Origin of the sequence: Agrobacterium sp. NPDC089420, from assembly GCF_044900305.1 — a bacterium.
GTDB lineage: Bacteria > Pseudomonadota > Alphaproteobacteria > Rhizobiales > Rhizobiaceae > Agrobacterium.
The window spans coordinates 147,083-161,490 of record NZ_JBJDMY010000013.1 but is presented as its reverse complement, the minus strand read 5'-3'; the positions used below and the strand labels follow the sequence as shown (position 1 = coordinate 161,490).

Here is a 14,408-nt window from a genome sequence, read left to right as displayed (position 1 = left end):
CATGACGACCGCACAATCGATCCGCTGGGGCATCATCGGCCCGGGCACCATCGCCAGGACGTTTGCCGATGGTATCGCCCATTCCCGCACCGGCAGGTTAGAGGCCATCGCCACCCGCAATCCGGACAAGCCCGGTCTTGCCGAAGCCTTTGCCGGCGCGCGCATCATCCATGGTTACGACGCGCTGCTTGCCGATCGCGATATCGATGCCGTCTATGTCGCCACACCCCATACCGGCCATGCCGAATGGGCGATCAAGGCCATTCGCGCCGGCAAGAATGTATTGGTGGAAAAACCCATCGCGCTGTCCGCCTATGATGCTGACGCCATTTTCCATGAAGCCAAAAAGGCGGGGGTCTTCGCGGGCGAAGCCTATATGTATCGCCTGCACCCGCAGACGGCGAAGTTGCTCGAACTGGTCAGGAGCCGTGCGGTGGGCGATATCCGCATCATCCGTTCCAGTTTCGGTTTCAACATGGGCTCGTTCCGGGCCGATCACCGGCTTTTCGCCAATGAAATGGCGGGCGGCGGCATTCTCGATGTCGGCGGTTATCCGGTCTCCATGGTGCGGATGATCGCGGGCGCTGTGGATGGAAAACCTTTTGCCGAGCCGGAAAAAGTGGCGGGTGCGGCCCATCTCGGCCAGTCGGGCGTCGATGAATGGGCCTCGGCCGTCCTGAAATTCGCAAACGGCATCGTCGCCGAAGTCTCGTGCTCGATCATGGCGGCGCAGGACAATGTGCTGCGCATCATCGGCTCAGAGGGCCGCATCGAGGTCAAGGATTTCTGGTTCGCCGCCGGCCACAAGGGCGGTACCGGCAGGATCGATATCATCAGGGGCGACAAGGTCGAAACCATCGAATTGCCGGAGGATCGCTGGCTTTATTCCTTCGAGGTCGATGCGGCGGGCGAGGCGATCCGCCAGGGCAAACAGGAATTCGCGGCACCCGGCATGGCCTGGGCCGATAGTCTTGGCAATCTCCGTGTCATGGATCAGTGGCGCGCATCCGTCGGCCTCGAATACAGCGTCGAAAAGGCAACGTCGCGCATCGCGAATATTGCCGGCGGCAAGGTCGTGGCCGGAAATGCAGTGCCGAAGCGGCAGATACCGGGCCTTGCCAAGCCCGCTTCCGTGGTCGCGCTCGGTTTCGAATTCTTCCCCAATTTCGCCGCCGCATCCCTGACGCTCGACGCCTTTTACGAGGCGGGCGGCAATCTCTTCGATACGGCCTATGTTTATGGCGCAGGCAGGACCGAGGCGATTTTCGGCGACTGGCACACCAGCCGCAAGGTGCCGCGCGAGGAAATCGTACTGATCGGCAAGGGCGCGCATTCGCCGCTCTGCTATCCTGATATGATCGCAAAGCAGCTCGATCAGTCGCTTGGACGGCTGAAGACGGATTATGTCGATGCCTATTTCATGCATCGCGACAATCCGGACGTTCCGGTTGGCGAATTTGTCGATGCCATGGATGCCGAAGTCCGGCGCGGACGCATTCGCGGCATTTTCGGCGGCTCCAACTGGACGCGTGAACGCATGGATGAGGCGGCCGCCTATGCGGAGAAGAACCGCAAGCAGGCTCCGGGCGCGCTTTCCAACAATTTTTCGCTCGCCGAAATGCTCGATCCCATCTGGGCGGGCTGCGTTGCCGCATCGGATGACGAATGGAAGGCATGGCTGCAATCGCGCCAGATCCCCAATTTCGCCTGGTCCAGCCAGGGGCGCGGTTTCTTCACCGACAGGGCAGGGCGGGACAAGCATGACGATGAGGAAATCGTCCGCGTCTGGTATTCCGACCGCAATTTCGTCCGCCGCGACCGGGCAATCGAACTTGCGCGGAAACTCGGCCGCCACCCGATCCACATCGCGCTTGCCTATGTCATCGCCCAGCCTTTTCCGGTCATCCCGCTGATCGGGCCGCGCACCATCGCCGAGCTGGAAGACAGTCTTTCGGCACTGGATATTGCGTTGACGGCCGAACAGGTGACGTGGCTGGAGGCGTAAACCGCCATAGGCCCCGGGTTCTCCGTCGCCCCTGGCCGGATAGGGCAAGGCGGTGCGGCGTGTTTCTTCTCCCCTGCCGGGGAGAAGAAACAAGTGGCATGCGGTCGCCTCAGCTGACGACCTTTGGGGTGGAGATGTCATCTTCCACCTTCTTTCCTCTCCCGACGACTGCTAAAGCGTAGTTTCATAAAACGCGCCGTAAAACACGGCAGGCAGAGAATAACCGGGGTTCCCATGAGCGATATCGACCGAAGCCGGGCGCAGCAGCTGATGCGGGAGGCGGATATCGATGCGCTGGTGCTGTTCCAGCCGGAAGCTTTCCGTTATGCGGTTGGCGCCCAGGCCGGCGTAGCGGCGATGTGGGGCAGGGCGGGCTCAGTGATTGCCCTGGTGCCGGCCGATGCGGCGGCCGGGCTTGCCGCCGTCGTCAGCGATCATGCCGCCCCGCTCGTCAGGAAGGCCGCACCGGATATCGATCTGCGCTGCCATCGCATCTGGATCGATATGGTCGATCTTTCGGGAGTGGAAACCGCAAGGCAGGTGGACGACGCCTACCGCCTCACGACTTCCGGCGGCCCGAGACCGGAGACATTCGATCGCGCCGCCTGTTTTGGCCTGCTCTCCGATCTGCTGCGGGAACGCGGCCTGTCTGCGGCGCGTATCGGCGCGGACCTTGAATTCATGCCCGCCGCCGATTTTTTCGCTCTGCGTCAGGCGCTTCCCGATGTGAACTGGATCGATGGTTCAACCGTGCTTCGCCGTCTGCGCGCCGTGAAATCCGACCGCGAGATTGCGCTTTTAAGGCAAGCGGCGGCGGCGGCTGAGGCCGGGCTGGTCGCAATGGCCGCCGCCGTCCGGCCCGGTGCGGCGCTTGGCCGGCTTTCCGCCGCTTGGAAGGCCGGTGCGCAGGCGCATGCGCAGACATCCGGTTTTTCGCTGAGCGGACATTGGGATTACATATCGGTAGGTCCGGCCTTGTCGGACATGGCGGCGACGGTCGCGCCGGGAGCGCTGATCAAGGCCGATGTCGGCACGCTGGTCGACGGCTATTCCTCCGATGGCGCAAGAACCTTCTCATGGGGAGCGGTATCGCCGCTGGCGGCCGATATATTCAAGGCGCTGGAAGGCGCCTTCGCCGCCGGGCTGGAGGCGCTCCGCCCAGGCAACAGGTTCGGCGCCGTGCACGCCGCCATGCTGGCCTCGATGCGCAAGGACGGCTTCAGCGAATATTATCGCGGTCATTTCGGCCATGCCGTCGGCGGCGGCGTCGGCATCGAGGAATGGCCGTTCTTTTCCCATGACAATCAGGAGATCATTCTTCCCGGCATGGTGGTCGCGCTTGAAGCGCCATTTTATGGCGAGGGGCTGGGCGCGCTGATGATCGAGGATCAGTTTTTCGTCACGCCATCCGGCGCACAATGCATGAACAGCCTGCCGCGCACCCTCAGGGATTTATCCGGCGGCTGAGCGCCGGATCAGAGAAAATCGTCGCGGCGCGGGGTGAAGCAGTCGATCAGCTCGCCCTCTTCCAGGCACAGGCAGCCATGTTCGATATGGCCGGGCACGACAAGGCTGTCGCCTTTCTGAAGATCATAGGCCTCGCCGTCACGGTAAAAACGGAAGCTGCCGCTGGCGACATAGGTGGATTGCACATGCGGATGGCTGTGCAGCTTGCCTTCGGCGCCGGTCTTGAAGCGGAAGGACACGACCATCAGTTCGGGGGCTTCGGACAGCACGGTGCGTTCGACGCCATCGTCAGGCGAAACGGTGGGGAATGTCGGAAGCTGTTGCATTTGGGGTCTCCTCGGTCATGCAATGCGGTTGGGGCGGGCGCCTTCAGCGCGGCGCGCGCAGCATGGCGCGGTAACGCATCTGGCTGCTTTTCAGGTGGTTGCGCATGGCGCTGCGCGCCGCCTCCTCGTTGCCGTCCTGTATGGCGATCAGGATTGCTTCGTGTTCGCCCACGAGGCGGCTGAGATCGGCGGGTGACAGCACCGTCTCGGAGCCGTTTCCGGCCACCGCGCGGCGTGGGATGACGGTCGGGCCGAGCACCTGCAGAAATTCGCTGAAGCGGGGATTGTTGGTGGCTTCGGCCACGGCCAGATGAAAGGCGAAATCGGCCTCTGCCGTCGGAATGCCCTTGGCGGCGCTGGCGCGGAAGGCATCAAAGGCCTCGATGATCTTTTCCTCCTGCGCCGGTGAACGGCGAATGGCGGCAAGGCCGGCGGCATCGCCTTCGACGGCGGTGCGCAGCTCCAGCATTTCGATCAGCGAGGAAACGCGTGCGAGATCGACATTGTGGAAGGGACGCCGCTCGGCCGGCGCCGGCTCGAGCACGAAGACGCCGGCGCCCTGGCGCGGCTCGACCAGGCCGTCGGAGCGCAGCGACGCGATCGCCTCGCGCACCACCGTGCGGCTGACGCCGAATTCCTGTGTCATCTGCGCTTCCGAAGGCAGGCGGTCGCCGGTCTTGTAGCGGCCCTTGGCGATCTGGCTGCGGATCTCCTCCGAAACCTTCACCACAAGCGTTCTGCCCTGTGGAGCTGCCGGTTCGGAAGTCGTCGCTTTTGTCATCTTGGTCGCCGTTCTAAAAAATCGCGTTGCGTGCACCGTTCCTCGATACGTCATTCGCTGCCCGGCATGCAATCCCGCCACCGGCGCAGCACAGGTCCCTGCGACATCTCACGTCTCCTTGAAGATCGGATTGTCGACGAAAAGGCCGCCCTGAAAGCGCGCGATCGCATCGTTGGGATCCGGCTTGGGGACGGTTCGAGCGATGTCCTGCCGGAAGGCCTCGGCATTGTCCTTGGGCTTCCATCCCAGAAAACCGAGATGCGAATTGTCCCACCAGCCGGCATCATTGGCGGATGCGCCCCAGACGACCGGGCAGCCAAGCACCGGCGCACGAAACACCGCCGCGATCAGCGACACGAAGTCGTCATGCGAGAACCAGGTGGACAACATGCGGTAATTATTGGGTTCCGACGTGCAGGAGCCGATGCGGACAAGCGCCGTCTCCTGTCCGAATTTCTCGAAATACATGCGGGCGAGGTTTTCGCCGAAACATTTGGAGACGCCGTAAAGCCCGTCCGGGCGGAAGGGAACGTCGGGACCGAGCCGGTCGGTCTGGGGATAATAACCGATGGTATGGTTGGAACTGGCGAAGACGATCCGCGGCAATCCATGGGCGCGGGCGGCCTCGTAGAGATTATAAAGCCCGATGATGTTGCCCTGAAGAATATGTTCGAAGGGCTTCTCCACCGATATGCCGCCGAGATGGACGATGCCGTCGCAGCCGGCGACCATGGCGTCCACAGCCTGCGCATCCGCAAGGTCGCATTGCACACATTCCTCGTTCGGGCCTGCCGGATCGAGTGGCGCGAGATCGGCAAGACGCAATGTCCCGGCCATCGATGCAAGGCGTTCGCGCAGGACGCGGCCGAGCTGGCCTGCCGCGCCGGTAACAAGAAGCCGTTTCATTGCAATTCTCCTAAACGCATGGCACGCCCGAGATGCGGTCCAGATATGCCCTGCCTCTTGACCTTGTCATACAGATCGTACAAAAAGCGGATAACATATATTATGTGCCATACGCAACAATCATGAAGGATGAGTTTGATGCTGACCGTCGAAACAAGGCAGGCCGTGAACCCGGAATATGCAAAGACACTGGATACCGAAGGGCTCCGCCGGCATTTCCTTGCAAACGACATGTTCCGCTCCGGTGAAATCAGGCTGATCTACACCCATTATGATCGTTTCGTGATGGGCGGTGCCGTGCCGAACGGCGCGCCGCTGACGCTGGACAAGGTGGAGGAAACCAAGACGCCGTCTTTCCTCGACCGGCGCGAAATGGGCATCGTCAATATCGGCGAGACCGGCACCGTCAGTGCCGGCGGCGAGACCTATACGCTCAATCGCGGCGACGTGCTTTACCTCGGTGCGGGCAGCGGTGCGGTCACCTTTGACGGCGCCGGCCGGTTCTACATCACCTCGTGCCCGGCGCATCGCAGTCTTCCGGCAAAGCTCGTCACGCTTGCCAACAGCAAGGAGGTCAAGCTCGGCGCGACGGAAACCTCCAACAAGCGCACCATCAACCAGTTCATCCATCCGCTCGTGATGGAAAGCTGCCAGCTGGTGCTGGGTTATACGACGCTTGAGGACGGATCCGTCTGGAACACCATTCCCTCGCATATTCACGACCGCCGCATGGAAGCCTATCTCTATTTCGGCATGGATGAGAAGTCGCGCGTATTGCATCTGATGGGCGAGCCGCAGGAGACCCGCCATCTGTTCATTTCCAATGAGGAAGGCGCCATTTCGCCGCCCTGGTCCATCCATTCGGGCGCAGGGATTGGATCTTACACCTTCATCTGGGCCATGGCCGGCGACAATGTCGACTATACCGACATGGACTTCATCCAGCCGGGGGACCTGAAATGAAAAATCCCTTTTCGCTTGAAGGACGCAAGGCGCTCGTCACCGGCGCGAATACGGGCCTTGGCCAGGCGATCGCGGTCGGGCTCGCCGCCGCCGGCGCGGAGGTTGTCTGCGCCGCCCGCCGGGCGCCGGACGAGACTTTGGACATCATCGCAAAAGGGGGCGGCAAGGCGAGTGCGCTGCTCATCGATTTTGCCGATCCGCTGGCGGCGAAGGACAGTTTTACGGACGCCGGTTTCGACATTCTCGTCAACAATGCCGGCATCATCCGCCGGGCCGATTCCGTCGAGTTTTCCGAGCTCGACTGGGACGAGGTGATGGACGTAAACCTCAAGGCGCTGTTTTTCACCACGCAGGCCTTTGCGAAGGAACTGCTGGCGAAAGGCCGCTCCGGCAAGGTCGTTAATATCGCCTCGCTCCTGTCCTTTCAGGGCGGTATCCGCGTACCGTCCTACACGGCGGCGAAACACGGCGTTGCCGGCCTCACCAAGCTGCTGGCGAATGAGTGGGCCGCCAAGGGCATCAATGTGAACGCCATTGCGCCGGGTTATATCGAAACCAACAACACCGAAGCGCTGCGTGCGGATGCCGCCCGCAACAAGGCCATTCTGGAGCGCATTCCGGCCGGCCGCTGGGGCCATTCCGAAGATATCGCCGGCGCTGCGGTGTTCCTGGCGTCGCCGGCGGCGGATTATGTGCATGGCGCCATCCTCAATGTCGATGGCGGCTGGCTGGCGCGCTGATGCGCGCCGGTTTCGAAATTCATCATACAAGATATATGATGAGTTGTTGACAAATATACGGCAAGCGGTTTAGGTGGCTTTCAGTCAGTGAACTTGCAGAGGAATTTCGGTTATGAACCCTGAACAAATCAAGGCGGCGCTTGGCTCCGGCCTGCTCTCCTTCCCGGTCACCCATTTCGATTCCGAGGGCCGTTTTGCGGCCGATAGCTACAGGGCACATGTCGAATGGCTTGCCGGTTACAAGGCGCCGGTGCTGTTTGCCGCCGGCGGCACCGGCGAGTTCTTCTCGCTGAAGCCGGATGAAATTCCGACCATCGTTGCCGCCGCCAAGGAGGTGGCCGGTGAAACGGCAATCGTTTCCGGCTGCGGTTACGGCACCGATATCGCCGTCGATATCGCCCGCTCCGTCGAAAAGGTCGGCGCGGACGGTATCCTGCTCCTGCCGCATTACCTCATCGATGCGCCGCAGGAAGGCCTTTACGCCCACATCAAGAAGGTATGCCAGTCCGTCGGTATCGGCGTCATGGTCTATAACCGCGACAATTCCGTGCTCCAGGCCGATACGCTCGCGCGTCTTTGCGACGAATGCCCGAACCTTGTCGGTTTCAAGGACGGCACCGGCGACATCGGCCTCGTTCGCCAGATCACCGCCAAGATGGGCGACCGCCTGATGTATCTCGGTGGCATGCCGACGGCGGAACTGTTTGCCGAAGCCTATCTCGGCGCCGGTTTCACCACCTATTCCTCGGCCGTCTTCAACTTTGTGCCGGGTCTTGCCAACGAGTTCTATGCGGCGCTGCGTGCCGGCGAGCGCGCCACCTGCGAACGCATCCTGAAAGAGTTCTTCTATCCGTTCATGGCGATCCGCAACCGCGCCAAGGGTTATGCGGTCTCCGCCATCAAGGCGGGCGTTCGTCTGCAGGGCTTCGACGCCGGTCCGGTGCGCGCGCCGCTGAAGGACCTGACGAATGAGGAAGTCGGCATGCTCGATGCCCTGATCGGCACGCACAAGCGCAAGGCCTGATCGCGTTAAAACGGGAGGGGAGCCATGAAGATCACAGCGGTGCGGACGCATCTGCTCGAACACCGGCTGGACACGCCGTTCGAAAGCGCTTCCATGCGCTTCGACCGCCGCGCCCATATTCTGGTCGAAATCGAGTGCGACGACGGAACCGTCGGCTGGGGCGAATGCCTCGGTCCGGCGCGACCGAACGCCGCCGTGGTTCAGGCTTATTCCGGCTGGCTCATCGGCCAGGACCCGCGCCAGACCGAAAAGATCTGGGCCGTGCTTTATAATGCCCTGCGCGATCAGGGCCAGCGCGGCCTCAGCATCACGGCCCTTTCCGGCATCGATATCGCGCTGTGGGATATCAAGGGCAAGCACTACGGCGCTTCCATCTCCATGCTGCTTGGCGGGCGCTGGCGCGAAAGCGTGCGCGCCTATGCCACCGGCAGCTTCAAGCGCGATGGCGTGGACCGCGTTTCCGACAACGCCGCCGAAATGGCGGAACGGCATGCGCAAGGGTTTCACGCCTGCAAGATCAAGATCGGTTTCGGCATCGAGGAAGACCTTCAGGTCATCGCCGCGGTGCGCGACGCGATCGGGCCGGATATGCGGCTGATGATCGACGCCAATCATGGTTATACCGTCACCGAAGCCATCACGCTCGGCAAGCGCGCCGCCGAATTCGGCATCGACTGGTTCGAGGAGCCGGTGGTTCCCGAGCAGCTCGATGCCTATCAGCGGGTGCGGGCGGGCCAGCCGATCCCCGTTGCCGGCGGTGAGACCTGGCATGGGCGTCATGGCATGTGGCAGGCGCTCTCCGCCGGCGCCGTGGATATTCTCCAGCCCGATCTCTGCGGCTGCGGCGGCTTTTCCGAAACGCAGAAGATCGCGACGCTCGCTACGCTGCACGGCGTGCGTATCGTGCCGCATGTCTGGGGTACGGGCGTGCAGATCGCGGCGGCCCTGCAATTCATGGCGGCGATGACGCCCGATCCGGTGCGCGTCAATCCCATCGAGCCGATCATGGAATTCGACCGCACGCCAAATCCCTTCCGCCAGGCCGTGCTGAAACAGCCGATCGAAGCGGTGAACGGCGTCGTCGCCATTCCGGACGGACCGGGTCTCGGCATCGAGATCGACCGTGACGCCCTCATCCAATTCAGGATGCCGGACGCATGAGCACCCTTGAACGCCAGTTGACGGGCATAGCGCCGAACCCCGCCTTTCCGAAAGGCGCCGTCGACACGCAGATGCATCTCTATCTGCCGGGCTATCCCGCCCTTCCGGGCGGACCGGGCCTGCCGCCGGGCGCGCTTCCGGGGCCTGCCGATTATCGCAGGCTCATGCAATGGCTCGGCATTGACCGGGTCATCATCACGCAGGGCAACGCCCACCAGCGCGACAACGCCAATACGCTCGCCTGCGTCGCCGAAATCGGCGATGCGGCGCGCGCCGTGGTCATCATCGATGCCGGTACGACGGAGAAGGACATGGAAAGCCTCGCCGCCGCCGGGGCCGTCGGCGCGCGTATCATGGATCTGCCAGGCGGCGCGGTGAATCTGTCCGAGCTGGAAGCCGTGGATGAACGGGCGTATGCGGCCGACTGGATGGTGGCGGTCCAGTTCGACGGCAACCGGCTTCTCGATCATCTGCCGCGTCTCCGGACAATCCGCTCCCGCTGGGTGTTCGATCACCATGGCAAGTTCTTCAGCGGCATCAAAACGGATGGTCCGGAAATGTCGGCCCTTCTGCAGCTCATCGACCGCGGCAATCTCTGGTTCAAATTCGCCGGCGTCTACGAGAGCGCGCGCGAGGACTGGCCTTATCAAGACGTCGCCGCCTTCTCGCGCGTGATTGCGGCCCACGCGCCCGAGCGCATCGTCTGGGGCACCAACTGGCCGCACAACTCCATTCGCGAGACCGCAGCCTATCCGGATGATGCCCGTCTTGCGGAACTCACCCTTGGATGGCTGCCGGACGAGGCGGCGCGCCATCTCGCGCTGGTGGACAATCCTGAAGCGCTGTTCAAGCTGCCGCCGTTCAAGGCGGCATAGTTCAATCCGGGCGGCCGGGGGACGGGAGATTCCCGTCGTCCTTTCCGGCGAAAGGCTTTGCACGATCCATTCGCGGCTGGTCTCGCCGGCAAAGGTGCTGCGGTCCGGCGCACGTCAATGCCGTCCCTTCGCTTGGAAAATGTTGAGAAAAACCATGCAAGCTACTGACTATTTTCATCAATTCCTAAATCGCTATCAACCCTACAAGGGTGGCAGCTGGTGTTATGAGGATGGCTGTATCTACCGGGGTTTGCAGCTTCTGTTTCAGGCCACCGGTAACGGTAACTGGAACGATCACCTCCGGCGTCTGGCCGATGCCCAGATTTCGGCTGACGGAACGCTCACCGGTTACGATCCGCAGGAGTATAATATCGACCATATTCTCGCCGGGCGCATCCTCCTTCCTCTGGCGGCGGAAACCGGCGACCGCCGCTATCGTGTCGCGGCGGACCATCTGGCCGGGCAACTGGCCACCCATCCGCGCATCCCGGCCGGCAATTACTGGCATAAGAAGCGTTATCCGCATCAGGTCTGGCTGGACGGGCTTTATATGGGACTGCCTTTCCAGATCGAATATGCGCTGGCAAAGGGCCGCACCGATCTGATCGATGATGCATTGCGCCAGTTTTCGTCGGCGCTTGCGCTCACCGCCGATGCGGGCGGCCTTTATGTCCATGGTTACGACGACAGTCGCGGCCAGCGCTGGGCCGATCCCGAGAGCGGAAAGTCACCGGCCATATGGGCTCGGGCCGTCGGCTGGCTCGCCATGGCGCTTGTCGACGCCCTGGTGATCCTGCCGGAAGATGGCGCCACGGCCGGCCTTCGCGACAGCGCGCGTCTTCTTCTCCGCGGCATCGTCGCGCGGCAGACGGAAAACGGCCTGTGGATGCAGGTGTTCGACAAGCCGGGTCTCGTCGGCAATTACGAGGAAACATCCGCTTCGGCCATGTTCGCTTATGCCCTGCTGCGTGCCGCGCGGCTGGAGCTTGTGGAGGGCAGGGAGGCGCATGTGGCCCTGTCGGCGGGCCATCGTGCCCTCAGGGCGCTGCTGGAGACACGTCTCAGGGCGGACGAACAGGGCGTTGTCCGTTTGACCGGCATCGTGCATGTCGCCGGCCTCGGCGGTTTCGAGGGCAATTATCGTGATGGCTCGCCGGATTATTACCTGACCGAGCCGGTCGTCAGCGACGATGCAAAAGGTGTCGGCCCGTTGATGATGGCCCATGCCGAAAGCCTGCTCCTGGCGTGACGGGCATTGCCGCTGCGCCGGGCGCATTCCGGCGGTTCGTCATGCCGTTCTTGCGAAGATCACCGTCTGGATGAGCCCCTGTTTCTTGTGGTTGGCAATGGTGATCGCTCCGCCGAAACGCTCGATGATTTCCTTGGCGATGGCAAGGCCGAGCCCGACGCCGGGAACGGATTTGCGGCGGGCGAGGTCAACCCGGAAGAAGGGCTCGAAAACCCGTCCGATCAACTCCTGCGGAATGCCGGGGCCTTCGTCCCTGATCGTCACGACGATTTCGCTTGTGTCCTCGGTCAGATCGATATGCGCCTTCCTGCCGTGGGTGACGGCGTTAAGCACGAGGTTGCGCAATGCTCTTTTGAGTGCGAGCGGAGCGGCCTTGATGGTCATGGCCGCCTCGGGCTCGGTGAAATCGAGCGCACCGGCATGGCCGAGGTCGGAAAGTTCGCTGACGATTTCCCCGAGAAGCCTGCCGAGATCGATCGTCTTGATGCTGTCCTGGCTGACTTCTTCACGCACCAGCAGAATGGCGCTGTCGGCAATGGCGTCGAGTTCCTCGAGGTCCGCCAGCCATTTTGCCCGCTCTTCGTCGTTTTCGATGAATTCCGCCCTGAGCCGCATGCGGGTCATCGGGGTTCTGAGATCGTGGCCGGCGGCGGCGACAAGGCGCATGCGGCTTTCCATCGCCGCCTTCAGGCGGCTGGCGAGTTCGTTCAGCGCCCGCGCCGTGGCGCGGATTTCACCGGGACCGGTTTCCGGCAGATGCGGCAGCGAACCGTCCGGACCGATACTGGCTGCGGCGTTTTCCAGCATGTCGAGCGGGCGGGTGATCTTGCTGGCGGCAAAGACCGAGATTGCGGCGCTGCCGAGGATGATCAGCCCGATCCACATGCCGAAAATCTTCCAGCCGCCCGGCGGCGGACCCATATGCGGAATGTCGGCGACCAGCCAGCCGTCTTTTTCGAGCGCGATCGCCGCCACCGGTGCCGGGTTTCCCGGCGAGCGGATGACCATCGCGGTGCGCGGCTCTCCGACCCGGGCCAGCGCCTTCTCCAGAAATTCCGACAACATGCCGTCGAGATCGCCTTCCGGCGGTTTCGGTTCGATCCGGAAATAGCCCGGCTGTTGCAGGGAGGGATCGCGCTCGGCCATGGTCACGGCAAAGGCGAGGCTGCGGGCCAGGGGCTCGATGGTGGCATCGGGCGGCGGCGGCTGCAATGTCCGGTCTGCCACCACCGTCGCAAGCGCAATGACCGCGATGATGGAGGCGATCAGCAGGATCGCGATGCGGTTTCGGAGCGAATTCATCGCTGCACCGGCAGGCTTCTGACCTGAACCGTCATCTGGTAGCCGCCATTGCGCACCGTCTTGAAGATCGGTGTCCGGCTGTCGGCGTCGAGCTTCTTGCGCAGCCGGCTCATCAGCACGTCGATCGAGCGGTCGAAGGGACCGCGATCCTTGCCCTGTGTGAGATCGAGCAGCTGGTCGCGGGACAGAAGCCGGCCGGGCCTGTCGAGAAAGACCTTCAGCAGATCGAACTCGGCCCCCGTCAGTTCGATCTTCTCGCCGCCGGCCCGGATGACCGAGCGCTGTTCCGGATCGGCGGTGAAATCCGCAAAACCATAGGCGGCGGAGGCGCGGCGCGGCGCCTCCTGCGGCGTGGCGCGCCGCAGCACGGCCTTGATGCGCGCCGTCAGTTCGCGCGGGTTGAAGGGTTTGCCGAGATAGTCGTCGGCGCCGATTTCCAGCCCGACGATGCGGTCGACATCTTCCTTCAATGCTGTCAGGAGAATGACCGGCGTGCGCGGCCGGCGACCCTGCAGGTCGCGGCAGATATCGAGGCCGGAGCCATCCGGCAGCATCACGTCGAGCACGATGAGGTCGGGATCGGAACTGGCGATCTTCTCCTCGAACTCACGCCGGTCAGCCGCCATCGAGACGCGAAATCCCTGCGAGCCGAGATATTTCGCCAGCAATGTCCGTATTTCCGGATCGTCGTCAACGATCAATATATGTGTCACCGAAACCGTCGTCATATCGTTCAACCTTTTGATGCCACTATACATAAGCGGCGAAAAGAAACGGCGGTTTTTTGCAACGAAAGCTTTCCGCAGCCTTCCTGGCAACATTCGGTTACAAATTGGCCCCTTGCGGAAGAAGACCGGAAACATTCGGACCAAGGCCGGAAACGTGACGCTCCTATCGTCCTTTCATGTTGGAAAACGGAAGGAAGGTAAGATGAAACACTCGCTACTGGCCACCGCCGTCATCGCGACAGCTCTTTTGGGTGCTTCGGCCGCCGTGCAGGCAGCGGAGCAGACTATGGCCGCCCCGCAGGCGGCGGAACAGGCCGCCCCGCCGCCTGCCGGTCCTGATCTCGGCCCCGGACGCGGCCCGGATCGCGGTCCGCTGCCGCCGCATATGCGCGGTATGCCCGGACCGGATGTTCTGGGGCTGGCGACGAGACTGTCCGCCGCCGAAATCTATCTCGGCGTCACACCCGAGCAGCTCGGCCCGTGGCGCGCCTATGCCACGGCGCTGATCGATCTCGTTTCACCGGGTCCGGAGCGCAATCCGCTGCCGCCGTCGCCGGATGAAGGCAAGGCAAAGCCCGAACCGCGTCTTGCGGGCGAGGAACTGGCCGGCATCGTGGCGCAGAAGGCGGAACAGGCAAAGGCCCTGCAGGATGCCGTCGCCACGCTGAAGCCGAAACTGTCGCCGCAGCAGGTGCTGAAGCTTGCCGAACTCGAGCGTGCCCTGATGCCGCCGCCCGGCCCGCGCCATGGGCCGCCAGAGGCCGGACGCTTCGCGCCGCGGCATGGCGATATGCCGCCGCCGGCGCCGGAAGCGGACCGGGGCTGACGCGCTCTTTAAAGTTTCCTCCTTTAATCTGCCCCCCAGTAAAGGAGGAAATCAG

The 14,408-nt window shown here is 62.8% G+C and carries 14 protein-coding genes; 9 read left to right on the top strand and 5 right to left on the bottom strand.

The window, feature by feature from the left end:
* Position 1: 1 nt before the first annotated feature.
* Together ACI2KA_RS19600 and ACI2KA_RS19595 are read left to right on the top strand one after the other, a co-directional pair.
* Positions 2–2,005 carry an aldo/keto reductase gene (locus ACI2KA_RS19600; RefSeq protein ID WP_404504128.1) on the top strand — a complete coding sequence of 668 codons (2,004 nt, stop codon included), beginning with the start codon at positions 2–4 and terminating at the stop codon, positions 2,003–2,005.
* A gap of 234 nt (positions 2,006–2,239) precedes the next feature.
* Entirely contained in the window at positions 2,240–3,472 is a 1,233-nt protein-coding gene (locus ACI2KA_RS19595) for a M24 family metallopeptidase (protein ID WP_404504127.1), read from the top strand.
* 8 nt (positions 3,473–3,480) lie between these two features.
* On the opposite strand, the gene ACI2KA_RS19590 is transcribed toward ACI2KA_RS19595, so the two are convergent.
* The 3 genes from ACI2KA_RS19590 to ACI2KA_RS19580 form a co-directional block, all read right to left on the bottom strand.
* Positions 3,481–3,798, bottom strand: a complete 318-nt coding sequence (locus ACI2KA_RS19590; RefSeq protein WP_003499912.1) for a cupin domain-containing protein — start codon at positions 3,796–3,798, stop codon at positions 3,481–3,483.
* Positions 3,799–3,841: 43 nt separating this feature from the next.
* On the bottom strand, positions 3,842–4,579 hold the full coding sequence (locus tag ACI2KA_RS19585; RefSeq protein WP_404504126.1) for a FadR/GntR family transcriptional regulator: 738 nt from the start codon (positions 4,577–4,579) through the stop codon (positions 3,842–3,844).
* A 108-nt stretch (positions 4,580–4,687) separates the two neighbouring features.
* Complete coding sequence (locus tag ACI2KA_RS19580) at positions 4,688–5,485, bottom strand: NAD-dependent epimerase/dehydratase family protein (protein ID WP_404504125.1); 798 nt, start codon at positions 5,483–5,485, stop codon at positions 4,688–4,690.
* Between the two features lie 138 nt (positions 5,486–5,623).
* Here ACI2KA_RS19580 and kduI point away from each other — a divergent pair, with 138 nt between their 5' ends.
* The 6 genes from kduI (at position 5,624) to ACI2KA_RS19550 (ending at position 11,497) form a co-directional block, all read left to right on the top strand.
* Positions 5,624–6,448, top strand: a complete 825-nt coding sequence (kduI, locus tag ACI2KA_RS19575; protein WP_080820777.1) for a 5-dehydro-4-deoxy-D-glucuronate isomerase — start codon at positions 5,624–5,626, stop codon at positions 6,446–6,448.
* On the top strand, positions 6,445–7,188 hold the full coding sequence (gene kduD / locus ACI2KA_RS19570; RefSeq protein WP_404504124.1) for a 2-dehydro-3-deoxy-D-gluconate 5-dehydrogenase KduD: 744 nt from the start codon (positions 6,445–6,447) through the stop codon (positions 7,186–7,188). Before kduI ends, kduD begins: the two co-directional genes overlap by 4 nt.
* Before the next feature lie 112 nt (positions 7,189–7,300).
* Positions 7,301–8,212: a 5-dehydro-4-deoxyglucarate dehydratase gene (gene kdgD / locus ACI2KA_RS19565; protein ID WP_404504123.1), complete on the top strand. Its 912-nt coding sequence runs from the start codon at positions 7,301–7,303 to the stop codon at positions 8,210–8,212.
* 24 nt (positions 8,213–8,236) lie between these two features.
* Complete coding sequence (locus ACI2KA_RS19560) at positions 8,237–9,373, top strand: D-galactarolactone cycloisomerase (RefSeq protein ID WP_404504122.1); 1,137 nt, start codon at positions 8,237–8,239, stop codon at positions 9,371–9,373.
* Positions 9,370–10,248: an amidohydrolase family protein gene (locus tag ACI2KA_RS19555; RefSeq protein WP_404504121.1), complete on the top strand. Its 879-nt coding sequence runs from the start codon at positions 9,370–9,372 to the stop codon at positions 10,246–10,248. Before ACI2KA_RS19560 ends, ACI2KA_RS19555 begins: the two co-directional genes overlap by 4 nt.
* A gap of 154 nt (positions 10,249–10,402) precedes the next feature.
* A complete protein-coding gene (locus tag ACI2KA_RS19550; RefSeq protein WP_404504120.1) occupies positions 10,403–11,497 on the top strand; it encodes a glycoside hydrolase family 105 protein in 1,095 nt (364 codons plus the stop codon).
* A 39-nt stretch (positions 11,498–11,536) separates the two neighbouring features.
* On the opposite strand, the gene ACI2KA_RS19545 is transcribed toward ACI2KA_RS19550, so the two are convergent.
* Together ACI2KA_RS19545 and ACI2KA_RS19540 are read right to left on the bottom strand one after the other, a co-directional pair.
* Entirely contained in the window at positions 11,537–12,799 is a 1,263-nt protein-coding gene (locus tag ACI2KA_RS19545) for an ATP-binding protein (RefSeq protein ID WP_404504119.1), read from the bottom strand.
* Positions 12,796–13,527, bottom strand: a complete 732-nt coding sequence (locus ACI2KA_RS19540) for a response regulator (RefSeq protein WP_404504118.1) — start codon at positions 13,525–13,527, stop codon at positions 12,796–12,798. Before ACI2KA_RS19540 ends, ACI2KA_RS19545 begins: the two co-directional genes overlap by 4 nt.
* Positions 13,528–13,729: 202 nt before the next feature.
* Here ACI2KA_RS19540 and ACI2KA_RS19535 point away from each other — a divergent pair, with 202 nt between their 5' ends.
* Complete coding sequence (locus ACI2KA_RS19535) at positions 13,730–14,353, top strand: hypothetical protein (protein ID WP_404504117.1); 624 nt, start codon at positions 13,730–13,732, stop codon at positions 14,351–14,353.
* Positions 14,354–14,408: the final 55 nt, after the last annotated feature.

Excerpts from the sequence above, each read along its gene's own strand:
- ACI2KA_RS19600 (WP_404504128.1), top strand. The coding sequence starts at position 2 with ATGACGACCGCACAATCGATCCGCTGGGGCATCATCGGCCCGGGCACC.
- ACI2KA_RS19595 (WP_404504127.1), top strand. The coding sequence starts at position 2,240 with ATGAGCGATATCGACCGAAGCCGGGCGCAGCAGCTGATGCGGGAGGCG.
- ACI2KA_RS19590 (WP_003499912.1), bottom strand. The coding sequence starts at position 3,798 with ATGCAACAGCTTCCGACATTCCCCACCGTTTCGCCTGACGATGGCGTC.
- ACI2KA_RS19585 (WP_404504126.1), bottom strand. The coding sequence starts at position 4,579 with ATGACAAAAGCGACGACTTCCGAACCGGCAGCTCCACAGGGCAGAACG.
- ACI2KA_RS19580 (WP_404504125.1), bottom strand. The coding sequence starts at position 5,485 with ATGAAACGGCTTCTTGTTACCGGCGCGGCAGGCCAGCTCGGCCGCGTC.
- kduI (WP_080820777.1), top strand. The coding sequence starts at position 5,624 with ATGCTGACCGTCGAAACAAGGCAGGCCGTGAACCCGGAATATGCAAAG.
- kduD (WP_404504124.1), top strand. The coding sequence starts at position 6,445 with ATGAAAAATCCCTTTTCGCTTGAAGGACGCAAGGCGCTCGTCACCGGC.
- kdgD (WP_404504123.1), top strand. The coding sequence starts at position 7,301 with ATGAACCCTGAACAAATCAAGGCGGCGCTTGGCTCCGGCCTGCTCTCC.
- ACI2KA_RS19560 (WP_404504122.1), top strand. The coding sequence starts at position 8,237 with ATGAAGATCACAGCGGTGCGGACGCATCTGCTCGAACACCGGCTGGAC.
- ACI2KA_RS19555 (WP_404504121.1), top strand. The coding sequence starts at position 9,370 with ATGAGCACCCTTGAACGCCAGTTGACGGGCATAGCGCCGAACCCCGCC.
- ACI2KA_RS19550 (WP_404504120.1), top strand. The coding sequence starts at position 10,403 with ATGCAAGCTACTGACTATTTTCATCAATTCCTAAATCGCTATCAACCC.
- ACI2KA_RS19545 (WP_404504119.1), bottom strand. The coding sequence starts at position 12,799 with ATGAATTCGCTCCGAAACCGCATCGCGATCCTGCTGATCGCCTCCATC.
- ACI2KA_RS19540 (WP_404504118.1), bottom strand. The coding sequence starts at position 13,527 with ATGACGACGGTTTCGGTGACACATATATTGATCGTTGACGACGATCCG.
- ACI2KA_RS19535 (WP_404504117.1), top strand. The coding sequence starts at position 13,730 with ATGAAACACTCGCTACTGGCCACCGCCGTCATCGCGACAGCTCTTTTG.